Source organism: Chitinophagaceae bacterium (assembly GCA_007695095.1).
GTDB lineage: Bacteria > Bacteroidota > Bacteroidia > Chitinophagales > REEL01 > REEL01.
The window spans coordinates 13595-27943 of the sequence record REEL01000115.1; the positions used below are offsets into that span (position 1 = coordinate 13595).

Annotated in this window: 10 protein-coding genes; 8 read left to right on the top strand and 2 right to left on the bottom strand. The window is 34.8% G+C overall.

Annotated elements, in window-relative coordinates; all coding sequences use genetic code 11:
• The first annotated feature begins 47 nt into the window (after positions 1–47).
• Genes EA412_07895 through hemL form a run of 5 tightly spaced genes read left to right on the top strand, consistent with a single transcriptional unit; the run spans position 48 to position 9426 of the window.
• The gene (locus EA412_07895) at positions 48–2408 is read left to right on the top strand and encodes a TonB-dependent receptor (GenBank protein ID TVR78750.1); all 2361 of its coding nucleotides are present in this window, start codon (positions 48–50) and stop codon (positions 2406–2408) included.
• Between the two features lie 39 nt (positions 2409–2447).
• On the top strand, positions 2448–3335 hold the full coding sequence (locus EA412_07900) for a DUF4249 domain-containing protein (GenBank protein ID TVR78751.1): 888 nt from the start codon (positions 2448–2450) through the stop codon (positions 3333–3335).
• A gap of 58 nt (positions 3336–3393) precedes the next feature.
• On the top strand, positions 3394–4344 hold the full coding sequence (gene trxB, locus EA412_07905) for a thioredoxin-disulfide reductase (GenBank protein TVR78752.1): 951 nt from the start codon (positions 3394–3396) through the stop codon (positions 4342–4344).
• Between the two features lie 54 nt (positions 4345–4398).
• On the top strand, positions 4399–8121 hold the full coding sequence (locus EA412_07910; GenBank protein ID TVR78753.1) for a sensor histidine kinase: 3723 nt from the start codon (positions 4399–4401) through the stop codon (positions 8119–8121).
• A gap of 6 nt (positions 8122–8127) precedes the next feature.
• Positions 8128–9426, top strand: a complete 1299-nt coding sequence (hemL, locus tag EA412_07915; GenBank protein ID TVR78754.1) for a glutamate-1-semialdehyde-2,1-aminomutase — start codon at positions 8128–8130, stop codon at positions 9424–9426.
• Here hemL and EA412_07920 read toward each other — a convergent pair.
• Positions 9423–9935, bottom strand: coding sequence for a 23S rRNA (pseudouridine(1915)-N(3))-methyltransferase RlmH (locus tag EA412_07920; GenBank protein ID TVR78755.1), 513 nt, complete (start codon positions 9933–9935; stop codon positions 9423–9425). The genes hemL and EA412_07920 overlap by 4 nt on opposite strands.
• Positions 9936–10105: 170 nt before the next feature.
• Between EA412_07920 and EA412_07925 the strand changes: the two genes are divergently transcribed.
• From EA412_07925 to EA412_07935, 3 genes are all read left to right on the top strand, one after another.
• On the top strand, positions 10106–11008 hold the full coding sequence (locus EA412_07925) for a GTPase Era (GenBank protein TVR78756.1): 903 nt from the start codon (positions 10106–10108) through the stop codon (positions 11006–11008).
• A gap of 5 nt (positions 11009–11013) precedes the next feature.
• The gene (locus EA412_07930) at positions 11014–12321 is read left to right on the top strand and encodes a ribosome biogenesis GTPase Der (GenBank protein ID TVR78757.1); all 1308 of its coding nucleotides are present in this window, start codon (positions 11014–11016) and stop codon (positions 12319–12321) included.
• Positions 12322–12413: 92 nt separating this feature from the next.
• Positions 12414–12614 carry a hypothetical protein gene (locus tag EA412_07935; protein TVR78758.1) on the top strand — a complete coding sequence of 67 codons (201 nt, stop codon included), beginning with the start codon at positions 12414–12416 and terminating at the stop codon, positions 12612–12614.
• Here EA412_07935 and EA412_07940 read toward each other — a convergent pair.
• Positions 12611–14233, bottom strand: coding sequence for a S41 family peptidase (locus EA412_07940; GenBank protein ID TVR78759.1), 1623 nt, complete (start codon positions 14231–14233; stop codon positions 12611–12613). The genes EA412_07935 and EA412_07940 overlap by 4 nt on opposite strands.
• Positions 14234–14349: the final 116 nt, after the last annotated feature.

Genomic DNA, 14349 nt, shown 5'->3' on the forward strand with positions numbered 1-14349 from the left:
GCCTTAATTTTGTAAAATCTATCAAAAAAAGATTTAATTCAAATTTTATGAGCTCTTGCAGGTTAATGATTTTAATTTTTCTTTTTAGTCCTGCATTTTTGTTTGCTCAAAGATATTCAATTAGCGGCTATGTAAGTGATGCTGCCAGTGGAGAATCTCTCGTTGGTGCAAATGTTGTAATTGAGGAACTCAATAGAGGGTCTTCTACAAACGAATATGGCTTTTATTCAATTACTTTAGAAGAAGGTGTGTACACAATTAAAGTAAGTTTTTTGGGCTATGAACCTTTTATTGAAACTGTTGAACTATCTGAAAATAAAAGAATACATATATCATTAAACCCGTCAGATTTACTTACTGAAGAAGTTGTTGTAAGGGGTGAACGTTCAGACAGAAATATAGAAGGTACAGATATGGGTAGGGTTGATTTTTCTATAGATAAAATCAGAACATTACCTGTTTTGCTTGGTGAAGTAGATATCATGAAAACGCTGCAACTATTGCCCGGAGTTCAATCTGCAGGGGAGGGCAATTCCGGATTTTACGTAAGAGGCGGTGGAGCAGATCAGAATCTGGTTTTATTAGATGAAGCTGTAGTCTATAATCCCGGTCATTTATTTGGGTTTTTCTCTGTATTTAATGGAGATGCTATACGAAATGCAACTATGATAAAAGGAGGTATTCCTGCGCAATACGGCGGTCGATTGTCTTCAGTGATTGATATTAGTATGAAGGAAGGCAATAACAAGGAATATAAGTTTTCAGGTGGCATTGGCTTATTGGCATCTCGCGTTTTGGTCGAAGGTCCGATTTTAAGTGAAAAGGCTTCATTTATGATAAGTGCCAGAAGAACCTATATAGATTTATTTCTGGATCCATTACTTGAGAACATCCGTGACGGAGAGTTTAAGGGAAATTCATACTTTTTTTACGATTTTAATGCAAAAATAAATTACAGAGTTTCTGAACGAAGTCGCTTTTTCTTAAGTGGTTATTTTGGAAGAGATGTTTTTAATTTCAGATCTCCTGAGCAATCTTTAGCAATAGATATACCCTGGGGAAATTCAACGGCAACTTTTAGGTGGAATTATTTAATCAACGATCGTTTGTTTATGAATGCAACGGCTGTTTACAATGACTATAACTTTTCTTTTTCTTCCAAGTTTCAGGATGAGTTTCAGTTTAATTTAGCATCCGGCATCAGAGATTATAATTTAAAGCTTGACTTTGATTATTTCCCAAATATAAATCATAGAGTAAAGACCGGACTTAATTACACTTATCATTCTTTTGATCCTTATAATGCTACGGCTATAAGTGACGATCAGGAATTTGAAATAGATGAAGTAGATACAAAATATGCACATGAGTTAGCGGTTTACTTACAAGATGATTTTAGTATAACTGACCGCTTAAAGGTTAATATAGGTCTCAGAGGAACTGTCTTTCAACATACAGGACCATATAAAAGATATTTTTTGGATAATTTAGACAGACCGATAGATTCTGTTACTTATAAACCCTTGGAACCTGTTCATACATACTGGGGGATTGAACCCCGGTTTAGCATGAGATATACCATTGACGGCAGGTCTTCACTGAAAGCCGGTATTATGAATACTAAACAGTATATTCATATGGTGAGTAGTGCAACTACAACTTTACCAACCGATTTGTGGGTGCCCAGCACTAAAATAGTAAAGCCTCAAAACGGTTGGCAATATTCGGTCGGATATTTTAGAAACTTTTTGAATGATCAGCTCGAGACTTCAGTAGAAGTGTTTTACAGAACTATGGATAATCAAATAGAATTTAAAAATAGTTACACACCTAATTTATATACTGATATAGAAGATAGTTTTGTGTTTGGTGAGGGAAATGCTTATGGTATAGAGTTTTTTATACAACAGAATTTCGGTAATTTTTTTGGATGGATTGGCTATTCTTTATCTTATGCTAACAGAACCTTTGAAGATTTAAATGAAGGAGAACCGTTTCCGGCCAAGTTTGACAGAAGGCATGACTTAAGCGTTACAGGCAGTTACCAAATTAATGACCGATGGAGTGTTGGAATTCTTTTTGTTTATGGAACCGGACAAGCAATAACAGTTCCAACAGGCAGATATTTTATTGAGGGAAATATTGTAAATCAATATGAAGAAAGGAATGGTTATCGGATGCCGGCATATCACAGAATGGATTTATCCGCAACTTACAGCTTTCCTAAAAAAAGACGTTTTGAATCTGAATTAGTTTTTTCAGTTTACAACGTATATTCCAGAAGAAATCCTTTTTTTATTTTTAATAATATTGAAGGAAATATTTTCCAGGGTAATGTAAATGTTTCAGCTCAACAAGTTTCTTTATTTCCTATTTTACCATCAGTGTCTTATAATTTTAATTTTTAAAACTTGAAAACAATCATTTTTACACTTTTTTCTTGTCTAATGTTTTATGCATGTTCAACAGAGATTGATTTGAATTTACCTGATCCTGAACCTAGAATAGTAGTAGAAGGTTATATTGAAAATGGCAGGCAACCATTTGTTCTTTTAACAAGAAATGCACCTTATTACGGGGATTTAGATTTAAATGATTTAGATAGCTATCTAGTAAGAAATGCTGTAGTTAAAGTAAAATCCGAAGGAGTAGAAGAAATATTGCCGGAGATATGTCTTTCAACCTTGCCGCCTGCACTCAGGGAAGAATTATTAATAGAACTGGGTGTTTCACCAAAAAACTTTGATGTAAATAACTTTGAAATATGTGTGTATATTTCTTTAAATCCGCAAATAATTGGAGAAACAGGTAAAACCTATGAGCTTTATGTACTGGCGGGGGATGAAGAGCTTACCGCTTCAACTCACATTCCTGATTTATTGACACTTGATTCCCTGTGGTATGTTAAAAATACAGAAGGGGATAATGATTCACTATATACTGTTTTTATGGAATATACTGATCCGGATACAATTGGAAATTATATAAGATATTCATCTAAGAGAAATAGCGAGCCCTTTTATGGTGTATGGGCAATAGATGACAGGTTAATTAACGGACAGACTGTTGTGCTACCTCTGCGCAGGGGTCAAGGTCGTTTTGATGAGTTTGATATAGAAACATTCGGCTATTATTTTAAGGGAGATACAGCAATTATTCGTTGGGCATCAATTGATAAAGCCCATTTTGATTTTTGGAACACTATGGAGTTCGAAATGGTACCCTCGGGGCCATTTGGTACACCAACTGAAATAATGAGTAATATTAATGGAGGTTTGGGAATTTGGGGAGGATATGCAGCTTATTATGATACATTGTATATCTTAGGGAATTGAACTCAAATATCACGATTAAGGTTTTATACATTTGTGAATTAAAAATAACTAGAAAATTATGGAAGATAGTCAGATTGAGAGAATTAAGTGTTTAATCATTGGTTCCGGACCGGCCGGATACACAGCAGCAATTTATGCAGCAAGAGCAAACCTTAACCCAGTGTTATATCAGGGAATAGAACCGGGTGGTCAATTGATGCTCACTACAGAAGTAGAAAATTATCCCGGATATCCGGAAGGTGTTCAGGGTCCGGAAATGATGGAGGATTTCAGGAAACAAGCTGAGAGAATGGGAACACAGGTTCGCTTTGGAATGGTTACAGAAGTTGATTTTTCCAAAGCGGCACCTCACAAAGTGATTGTGGACGATAATAAGGAAATTTTAGCAGATGCTGTTATTATTTCTACCGGTGCTTCTGCTAAATGGTTGGGAATTGAATCTGAAAAAAGATTAAATGGTCACGGAGTTTCTGCTTGTGCAGTTTGTGACGGCTTTTTTTATAAAGGTCAGGATGTTGCAATAGTTGGGGGAGGCGATACAGCTTGTGAAGAAGCCCTTTACCTTTCCAAATTATGTAAAACAGTACATATGTTTGTGCGAAAAGATGAATTTCGTGCATCAAAAGTTATGCAGGAAAGAGTTTTAAAAACAACTAACATCACAGTTTACTGGAATACAGAAACAGATGAGATCTTAGGTGACAAAGTCGTTGAAGGTGTGCGTATCCTCAATAATAAAACTAATGAGAAAAAAGAAATTCCCATTACAGGCTTTTTTGTAGCTATTGGTCACACACCCAATACTTCGCTGTTTAAAACGTTTATAGACACTGACGAACAAGGTTATATAATTACAAAAACCGGTTCGACTAAGACAAATGTTGAAGGCGTATTCGCTTCCGGTGATGTGCAGGATAAAATTTACAGACAAGCCGTTACTGCAGCAGGAACAGGATGCATGGCTGCTTTGGATGCTGAGCGTTATTTGGGAGAGAAAGGAATAGCCTGATGCTATTATTATAATCTTATCCACCCTGTTTTAAGGGAGGGGTAACTTTTTTTTATGAAATTGAAAGCAGCCAATAAAAATAGTATTTTACTTTTTTTACTAGCCATCTTATTGGCTTTCGGCGCATATGTTATTCAGCAGTATATGCTTTTTGATCCCGGCCCGGGGCGAATACATTCTAATATTAAAAAACAGATTTCTAAGGATAAAAATGCATTTGAGTCTTTCGTAAATTCAGCCTCTGAGATTATTGAGAATGGTGAAGAGTTATGGGATGGGCTGCCTGAATTCAGTAATCCGGTTTTTATTTATAAGGATAATGCCGTTGTTTATTGGAATAACAATCAAACCAGATTACCGGCAAGAATTGCTAATTACAGTGATGGGAATCATTTTATCAGAATTAGTGGAGGTGCTTTTGTACTACAAAAAACTGGTATAGATGAATTGAGTGATTATCGCTTTTATCATTTGATTCCGATAAAATATATCTACCCGCTGCAAAACAGACATCTTCAAAATCATTTTAATGAAAAACTAAAAATTCCTGACTATTATCATTTAGCTGAGTTTGAAAATGAAGTGTATGATGTTAAAGTTGAAATTGATGAAAATGTTGGATTTACTTTAGTTAAAATTCAGGGAGATAGTTTCAATGTATCTGATAATTACAGTGCTTTTTTTTATAGCATTTCTATCATTATCTTTTTTATAGCTTTATACCTCTCTTTTCAATACTTTTCTAATTCGCTTTTTGCTTTTGGCGGTTTTACTTTCTTAATCTTGTTTTCCAGATGGTTGATGATACAGTTTAACTATCCGGAAATTTTTAGCCAGTGGAATTTCTTTAGCCCGGCATTGTTTGCCAGCTCGGTTTTGAATAATTCATTAGGAGATTTGACGATTAATGTTTTGGTTGTATTTTTTATCTGTTTGTTTTTCTATAAACGGGTAAATGTAATTCAACCTGAAGGTTCTTTTGGGAATTTTGTTCGAATTGGAATTTCTTTTATTTTGTTGTTTGGTCTGACTTTTTGGATTGCTGATATCTTTAGGAGTCAGGTGATAGATTCCCGAATTTCACTTGAAATAGATAACTTTTTTAGTCTTAATGTATATAGTATCGTCTCTATTCTAATTGGTAATCTTTTATTGGTTTCATTATTGTTAATTATGATGAAGTCTTTTCTTTTGCTAAGAGATACAATTCAAAATAAGAAAACAGTATTATATACTCTTTTAACATTGCCATTTATTATACTTATAATTGGCCTTTATCTATTACCACTTAATGTTTCCATTTTTACATTTATTTGGATTTTAATCTCCGGCTTTACACTTTGGCAGTTTGTCCGGGAAAAAAAGAAAAATGATTATCTCACTCATGCATTGATATTTGCAGGTCTCACGGCCTTATTCAGCTCATTTTTTTATTTTTACTATACGAATGAAAAAGATGATAATAATGTAGAGTTTCTTGCAAGAAGATTAGCGATTGACAGGGATCCGGTTACTGAGTTTTTATTTGATGATATAGAAAGACGAATTTCGGTGGATCCCTTCGTAAAGAATTACTTTCTTAATCCGCATATACCTCTTACAGAATTGTATGAACGACTGCAATCTTTTTATTTTACCGGTTATTTTAATCGCTATGAATTCAGATTGTTTACATTAAATGCAAGGGGAGAGGTTAAAAGCGGGGGTGGTGATATGGAAAGGTTCAGCGAGGAAGCTCTTGGAATTACCGGAAAAGCACAGCTGACATCAAATGATTATTTGTTTTATATTCCTAGACCTGATGGCACTTTTGCTTATATAAGTAATATGCCCATTTTATTGCAGGATAAAGTTATAGGTAGTTTATTTATAGAGTTGACACCAAAAGTTTACCGAAAAAACTATTTATATCCTGAATTGCTGCTTGAAGAAAGAAAGAAGCCTTTGGAGGAGTTTGATAGGTATGCGCATGCAGTTTATGTCAATAAAAAATTGATAACCAGACAAGGGCGATATCCTTATAACTTTTTTATTGAAGGTGATATCTCTTTACTGCCGGGAGAATCAACTTTTCACAAAAGCAACGGGCAGCTACATTTTGTATATATGGCCGATGAAAGTAAGTTGGTTGTGGTTTCAAGAGAATTACCCGATATGCTTCAACCGGTAACTTTTTTCTCATACCTGTTTTGTTTTAACTTGTTTCTTATTTTTCTGTATTATTCCTTCAGCAGAGTGCTCATTGTTCTACTGGCAAAAAAGTCCTTTAAAGAATTTTTAAAAAAGGAACTCTCTTTCAGAAGTAAAATTCAAATTGCTATGCTTGCGGTAATTGTGTTCTCTTTTTTGATAATAGGGGTGGTTACCTTTTTGCACTTTAGCCGGGAGTATAATGATTCTTTCAGGGAACGATTACTTGAAAAAGAGGAGGCAGTTCAGGTTTCTATAGACTATCGCCTGAACAAACCGGACAGGGAGTTCATAAATTTACGAGGGATCAGGTCTAATCCCTTGATGGTACTAAGCTCAGAGATTTATGCATTAGCTGATATACATGCAATAGATATAAATATATTCAACACTAACGGGGTTTCATTATTAACATCTCAACCCGGTATTTTTGAAAAGGGATTATTGAATAATTTAATGCATCCCAAAGCATTTGAAACCTTGAAGCATCAAAACAGATCTCAGTTTTTACAGAATGAGTACATTGGTTTACTGGAATTTCTGTCAGTTTATGTGCCTATAAGAGATAGGAACGGAGAGGTGTTGGGTTATTTGAACTTACCCTATTTTGAAAAGGAAAAAAATCTCAACAGAGAGATTTCCGGATTTTTTGTGGCATTGGTAAATGTGTATGTATTGTTGCTGATTGCTGGTGGTTTGGTTGCTTTTTTTATTGGAAACTCACTTACTGCTTCCTTGGCAACTATTGTTGAGAAGCTTCAAAAAGTTAAATTAGGCTCTACCAACGAACCCATTGAGTGGAAAAGTAAAGATGAAATAGGGGTGTTGGTACATGAGTACAATAAAATGATTTTAGAATTGGAAAAAAGTGCATTGCTGCTGGCAAAATCAGAAAGAGAATACGCCTGGCGGGAAATGGCCAAACAAATTGCGCATGAGATTAAAAATCCTCTAACGCCAATGAAATTGAGAATTCAGCATCTTCAGAGAGCTATGAAAGAGCAAAATCCAAATGTTGAAACAATGGCACCCAAAGTTCTTGCTTCTTTGATTGAACAAATCGATACACTTTCTCATATTGCTACAGAATTTTCTACATTTGCTAAAATGCCAAAAGCAGATATGGAACCCGTCAATATTGTACAAGTTGCTGAAGCATCTACTTCAATTTTTGAGGAAAATAATGGAGATATTGAAATTCATTTTGAATCAGATTATCCGGAAATTATTGTGAATGCAGATAAAAAGCAGTTAAATCGTGTATTTAATAATCTAATAAAGAATGCGGTGCAGTCAATCCCTTCAGAAAAAGAAGGTAAAATTGTTATCAAAGTTGAAAAAACACCGGATAATGAACATTGTATAGTGAGTGTAAAAGATAACGGAATCGGTATTCCGGACGAACAGAAAGAAAATGTATTTGTTCCTAACTTTACTACTAAAAGTTCAGGTATGGGCTTAGGACTCGCTATGTCTAAACAAATTATTCAGAATGTAAACGGTAGTATTTGGTTTGAATCAAATGTAGATGCAGGCACAACTTTTTATGTAAAATTGACTATATTAAAATCATCAGAAAATTTATAATACTATATGGAATTGAGCAGAACAAAATCAGCAGAGTTATATGAAATTTCAAAAACATTTTTTCCCGGAGGAGTTAACTCACCGGTGAGAGCTTTTCGTTCAGTGGGAGGAACTCCTTTGTTTATTGATAAAGGGGAAGGAGCTTACATTTGGGATGCTGATGGGAACAAATACCTGGATTTTTGTTGCTCCTGGGGTCCGCTAATCAGTGGGCATAGAAACCCGGCTGTTGAGAGTGCTATTTTTAAGACTATGCAGAACGGTTTTACTTTTGGAGCACCAACTAAGGCTGAAAATGAACTGGCTAATCTTATAATTACAAATCATAAATATCTGGATAAAATTCGGTTTACCAGCTCCGGTACAGAAGCTGTAATGTCAGCTTTGAGACTGGCAAGAGGATATACCGGAAAAGATAAAATCGTTAAATTCGAAGGCTGTTATCACGGTCATTTAGACTATTTGTTGGTTAAAGCAGGTAGCGGTTTGGCCACATCCGGAGTAGGTACTTCTGCCGGTATACCCAAAAGTGCTGCTGAAGAAACTTTGGTGTTGCCTTTAGATGATGAGTCAGCAGTAGAAAAAGTATTCAGGGATTTCGGGGATCAGATTGCTGCCATTATTATTGAACCAATACCTGCCAATAACGGCTTACTCATTCAACGAAAAGAGTACTTGGAATTTTTACGCTCTATTTGTGATAAGTACAATGCACTTTTAATTTTTGATGAAGTTATTTCCGGATTTAGAGTAGGCTTTGAAGGCGCATCAGAGCTATATGGCATTAAACCCGACATACTTACTTTTGGAAAAATTGTAGGAGGAGGTTTGCCCGTAGGCGCATTTGGCGCAAATAATGAAATTATGTCTAAAATTGCACCCGATGGAGATGTTTATCAGGCGGGTACTTTATCAGGAAATCCATTGGCAATGAGAGCTGGTGCAGCTCAATTGGAATGCTGTTTAAAAGAAAATTTTTATTCGGTCCTAGAAGCTAAAACTAAAGTTTTTACAGATAAACTGAATCGTGGTATTACTGAATCCGGTTTACCCGTGAAAGTATTTCAAATGGCTTCTATTTTTTGGATTTCTTTTTCTGCTCAAAGCCATATTCGTAAAGCTTCAGACATTAAACCGGAGGGAGCTCAATTATTTAAATTGTGGCATAGAAATCTGTTAAACAAAGGATTGTACTTAGGCCCATCTGGCTTTGAGGTTGGTTTTGTTTCTATGGCACATAGTCGTGAATCTTTAGATTCAGCTGCTGATATTATGTTGGAAGAGTTGAAAAAACTGCCCTTTTAATCGTGGTGATAAGGGCTGTTGTTGATAATACTGTAAGCTCTGTAAATTTGTTCTGCTAATACTAATCTTACTAATTGATGAGAAAATGTCAATGGGGATAAAGATATTTTTGCATTTGCACGTTTGTAAACTTTGTCACTAAAGCCGTATGCGCCACCGGTTAAAAAAACAATCTTTTTAGTTCGTAGTTCTAATTTTTTTTCCAGCATGGAAGAGAACTTTCTGGAGTTATACAAAGACCCGTTTTCATCTAACAATATTAAATAATCATCATCTTTCACATATCTGAGTTGTAACTCTCCTTCTTTCTCTTTTATTACAGTATCCCGGTTTCCGGCTTTAATTTTTTCAGCAGCCAGCTCATGCCATTCTATTTTGGTATAATTTGATAATTTTTTTAAATAAAACTCAACTCCTTCAGCAATGAAATCCTGATTTGTTTTCCCGGTATGTAAAAAGTATAGTTTCATAAACAATCCGTTAAAGCTTGACCGGTCTGATTTTTTCAATTAATATTTGGTGATAAATCAAAGTAAAACCGGGTAAAATTAAATGAATTGCCAATAGAAATAGAATAATCGTATTATAATTTCATGCTTTAGCTTTAATCTTTCGACTTAAAACACTTTTAAAGACGACACTAGTTGAAAAAAACTTATTTTTGCATTTAATTAAAATCATGGAATCAGTTAAAGCAGAAGAATTTAAAGCGGGATATATAAATGTTATAGGAAAGCCCAATGTAGGAAAGTCAACTTTTTTAAACGCAATTCTGGGTGAAAAACTGGCAATAACAACTGCCAAAGCTCAAACAACCCGACATAGAATATTGGGTATAATTACAAAGGATGAATATCAGGCTATTTTTTCAGATACGCCCGGATTTATTTCAGACCCTAAGTATGGCATGCAGGATGCAATGGTGTCAACAGTGAGGGAAGTGTTAAAAGATGGAGATGTTTTTATTTTAATAGTTGATCCTAAAACCAATGCAGAGCATCTTACTGATATTATAAAAGCACTTAATGAAACCACTAAAAAGGTTTTTTTAATGATAAATAAAATTGATACCATAAATGCAGAGCAACTGGAAATTTTAAGGCAGAAATGGCAGGAAATAGTTAAAGATGGCGAAGTTTTGGAAATATCTGCTTTGAAAGGTTTTGATAAAGAATCATTGTTAAAAAAGATAGTGCAACACTTGCCTGTGAACCCTCCCTATTTTCCGGATGATTATTATACAGACCGTTCTGAGCGGTTTCTTGTATCAGAAATCATACGGGAGAAGATTATGATGTTATATGAAGAAGAGGTGCCTTATTCAGTTGAAGTGGTTATTCATTCCTTTAAGGAAGATGAGAAACTATTCAGAATAGCAGCTGATATTTATGTAAACAGAAAAACACAAAAACCTATTTTAATAGGTAAGGGTGGTGAAAAAATTAAAAAAGTGGGGGTTGAGTCCCGAAAAGAGATAGAAGCTATGCTGGGCAAGCAGGTATTTCTGGAAACCCATGTTAAAGTAAGAGAAAATTGGAGAAACGATGCCGGTTGGTTAAGACGTTTCGGTTATAAAAAATAAATATTATGAGTTTTACGGTAGCAATTGTTGGCAGGCCAAATGTGGGCAAGTCAACACTCTTCAATAGATTAGTGGGCATGCGAAAAGCAATTGTCGATAATGTAAGCGGGGTAACCCGGGACAGGCAATACGGCGTTTGTGAATGGAATGGAAAGGAATTTACGATAGTAGATACCGGTGGTTTTGTTGCAAAGTCTGAAGATAAGTTTGAAGCTGCAATCAGGGATCAGGTTAAAATTGCAATAAGCGAAGCTGATTTAATATTGTTTATGCTCGATGTAACTACCGGTATAACAGCTTTGGATTCAGATATGACAGATATCTTAAGAAAACATGGTAAGAAAACTATGGTTGTGTTAAACAAAGTGGATAATTCATCCAGAGAGTTGTTAGTGCCGGAGTTTTATGGAATGGGCTTTGAAAAGTATTACTCATTATCTTCTATTAACGGAAAAGGGACAGGTGAGCTATTAGATGATGTGGTGCTGAGGATTCAGGATGATAATTCTGATATAAAAAGTGATTTACCCAAAATAGCAATCTTAGGTCAGCCAAATGTTGGAAAATCTTCACTTTTAAATGCTTTTGTTGGTGAAGAAAGAAATATAGTAACAGACATTGCAGGAACAACAAGAGATGCTATCCACACAGAATATAAGTTGTTTGATAAAAACCTGATGTTAATTGATACTGCCGGACTTAGAAAAAAGGCAAAGGTGCATGAAAACCTGGAGTTTTATTCAGTCATGCGGGCTGTAAGAGCATTGGAAGAAGCAGATGTTTGTATTATTATGGTTGACGCTACTTTAGGTCTGGAATCTCAGGATTTAAATATTTTATCCCTTGCTTACAGAAAAAAGAAAGGAATCGTACTGGCAGTAAATAAATGGGATTTGATTCAGGATAAGGAGTCCAATACTTCTAAAGAATTTATGGATGAATTGAAAAGAAGAACAGCTCCGTTTGTAGATTATCCGGTATTATTTATTTCAGCAATTGAAAAGCAAAGGATCCTAAAGGTTTTAGAAACTTCTATAGAGGTTTTTGAAAAGCGAAAAAAGAAAATCCCTACTTCTCAGTTGAATAAATTTTTAGAAGAGGTAAGTAAAATTAAGCAACCACCTTCCTACAAAGGAAAGTATGTAAAGATTAAGTATATAACTCAGTTGCCTACCCACACACCTACATTTGGACTTTTTTGTAATTTTCCTAAATATGTAAAAGAAGAATACAGAAACTTTCTTGAAAACCAAATGAGAAAGAAGTTTGATTTTACCGGCGTGCCAATAAAGTTAATTTTCAAAGAAAAGTGATAATTAGCTTAGCTTTAACAATCTAGCATTTAAACAATTCAATTTCTCAGCAGTTATTCTAAATATTTGTAATTTAGTTCAAAAATATTTTTATGAAAAGTAAATTGTTACTGCTCTTTATGTCTCTGTCTTTTATTGCTTATGCCTGTAACTATACTCCCAGAGAAAGAGAAGAGGTTGAAATAGACATCGATGATTTAATTGGAGATGTCATGGATGATGAAGATTTGTTTCCGGAAAATGACACTTTTGAGGTAGATTCCCTGATTGAAGAAATGGACACTGCAATTTAATTCAGGCTTTCGAATTGGACATCAAGTATTGAACCGCTGGGTGGCAAATCGTTAATCTCCTCTAAGGCTCTCAGAAATATTTCATCTGTAGTGTTTATAACTGGATAAAAGTATTCTCTGCCAAACTTTTGTCTGGCAATGTAAGCTTTCATCCATACTTTTAATCTATCCTCAATTTCACTAATCTCATTTTCTTTGAATTTGTTATTTTTTGCACTTGCCCTTTCCATTAATTCATTAAATAACTTATCACTAACAGTATAGTTACTTAAAAAGCTGTTAAACTCAGTATAGGCATCAACTTCAGTTTTTACTTTAGTTGTATAGTTCGTGTAAATAAATGATGGAATTTCATTTCTTATTCGGGCAAATAGCTGGAGATTAAAAGAGGTATCTCTTTCAACTAAAAAGTCCGGTGTAATGCCGCCGCCACCATAAACAACTCTGTTAGCAGAAGTATAAAAAACTTGTTGGTCAACTACTTGCAAAGTATCTTCAGAATTTTCACTGAAAATATTTTCTTCGGCCATTTTTTTAAAAGGTTTCTGTATAGACCTGCCCGAAGGGGTGTAATACTTCGCTATTGTAAGCCTGAGTGCAGAGCCGTCTGAAAGGGTATATTGTTCTTGTACTGAGCCTTTTCCAAAGCTTTTACGACCAATTATCAATCCCCTGTCCCAGTCTTGTACAGCTCCTGCCAAAATTTCACTGGCTGATGCGGAACCTTCATCAATTAAAATAACCAAAGGGCCATTTTCAAATTGACCAATACTCCTGCTCATATAGTTATTCCTTCTGTAAGTTCTACCTTCTGTATAAACTAGTAGTCTTCTGGGCTCAATAAATTCCTCGGCAATTTTTGTGGCGGCAGTGAGATAGCCACCGGGGTTTTGCCTTACATCCACTATTAGCCTTTGCATACCACTCATAACTAAGTTGTTTAAAGCCCCTGCAAATTCTTCGTAAGTGTTTGCACTGAACCTGCTGAGCTTAATGTAACCTGTCTCATTATCTACCATATAGGATGATTCAATGCTGTTTATAGGAATTTTGTCACGGGTAATATCAAATGTCAATAAATCCGTGAACCCCGGACGATAAATTTTAATTTGCACATTAGTATTTCTCTCTCCTCTGAGCTTTTCCATAACTACCCGATTTGTAATACCGGTACCGGCTACTAAAGAGTCCTCTATATACACAATTTTATCACCGGCTTGTATGCCTAAAGCTTCTGAAGGGCCTCCTGTTATTGGAGTTATAACCTGAATCGTATCATTTAAGATTTGAAATTCTACACCTATACCTTCAAAATTGCCCGATAAACTTTCATTTATTTGTTTAATATCCTGTTGAGAAATATAAAAAGAATGAGGGTCGAGATTGCCAATCATTTCTCTGATTGTTTTTTCCTTCAAAGTGTTTCTGTCAACACCTTCAATGTATTTAGCGTCTATAACATTTAAAATCTCATCCCAGATATCAAATTCATGCGTTGAAAAAAAAGAGGGTTTTTCATTTCCGTATTCAGCAATTTTTATTCCTAATTGAATACCGAGTATTAAAATTAATGCTGTAATAATTGGAAAGAGAAATTTATAGTTTTTGGAGCTTGTCATTTTTACTTTTAAATATAAAATAAACGAAAAGAGGTTGAATTGATTTTCTTCATTCTTAAAACTGCGAAATTACATTCTAATTTTGTTTCACACCCTAATAACGACAAATTTTGCAA

Bases quoted from the DNA above. Each gene is read 5' to 3' on its own strand.
- trxB (TVR78752.1), top strand. From the start codon at position 3,394: ATGGAAGATAGTCAGATTGAGAGAATTAAGTGTTTAATCATTGGTTCC.
- EA412_07925 (TVR78756.1), top strand. From the start codon at position 10,106: ATGGAATCAGTTAAAGCAGAAGAATTTAAAGCGGGATATATAAATGTT.
- EA412_07940 (TVR78759.1), bottom strand. From the start codon at position 14,233: ATGACAAGCTCCAAAAACTATAAATTTCTCTTTCCAATTATTACAGCA.
- hemL (TVR78754.1), top strand. From the start codon at position 8,128: ATGGAATTGAGCAGAACAAAATCAGCAGAGTTATATGAAATTTCAAAA.
- EA412_07935 (TVR78758.1), top strand. From the start codon at position 12,414: ATGAAAAGTAAATTGTTACTGCTCTTTATGTCTCTGTCTTTTATTGCT.
- EA412_07910 (TVR78753.1), top strand. From the start codon at position 4,399: ATGAAATTGAAAGCAGCCAATAAAAATAGTATTTTACTTTTTTTACTA.
- EA412_07895 (TVR78750.1), top strand. From the start codon at position 48: ATGAGCTCTTGCAGGTTAATGATTTTAATTTTTCTTTTTAGTCCTGCA.
- EA412_07900 (TVR78751.1), top strand. From the start codon at position 2,448: ATGTTTTATGCATGTTCAACAGAGATTGATTTGAATTTACCTGATCCT.
- EA412_07930 (TVR78757.1), top strand. From the start codon at position 11,014: ATGAGTTTTACGGTAGCAATTGTTGGCAGGCCAAATGTGGGCAAGTCA.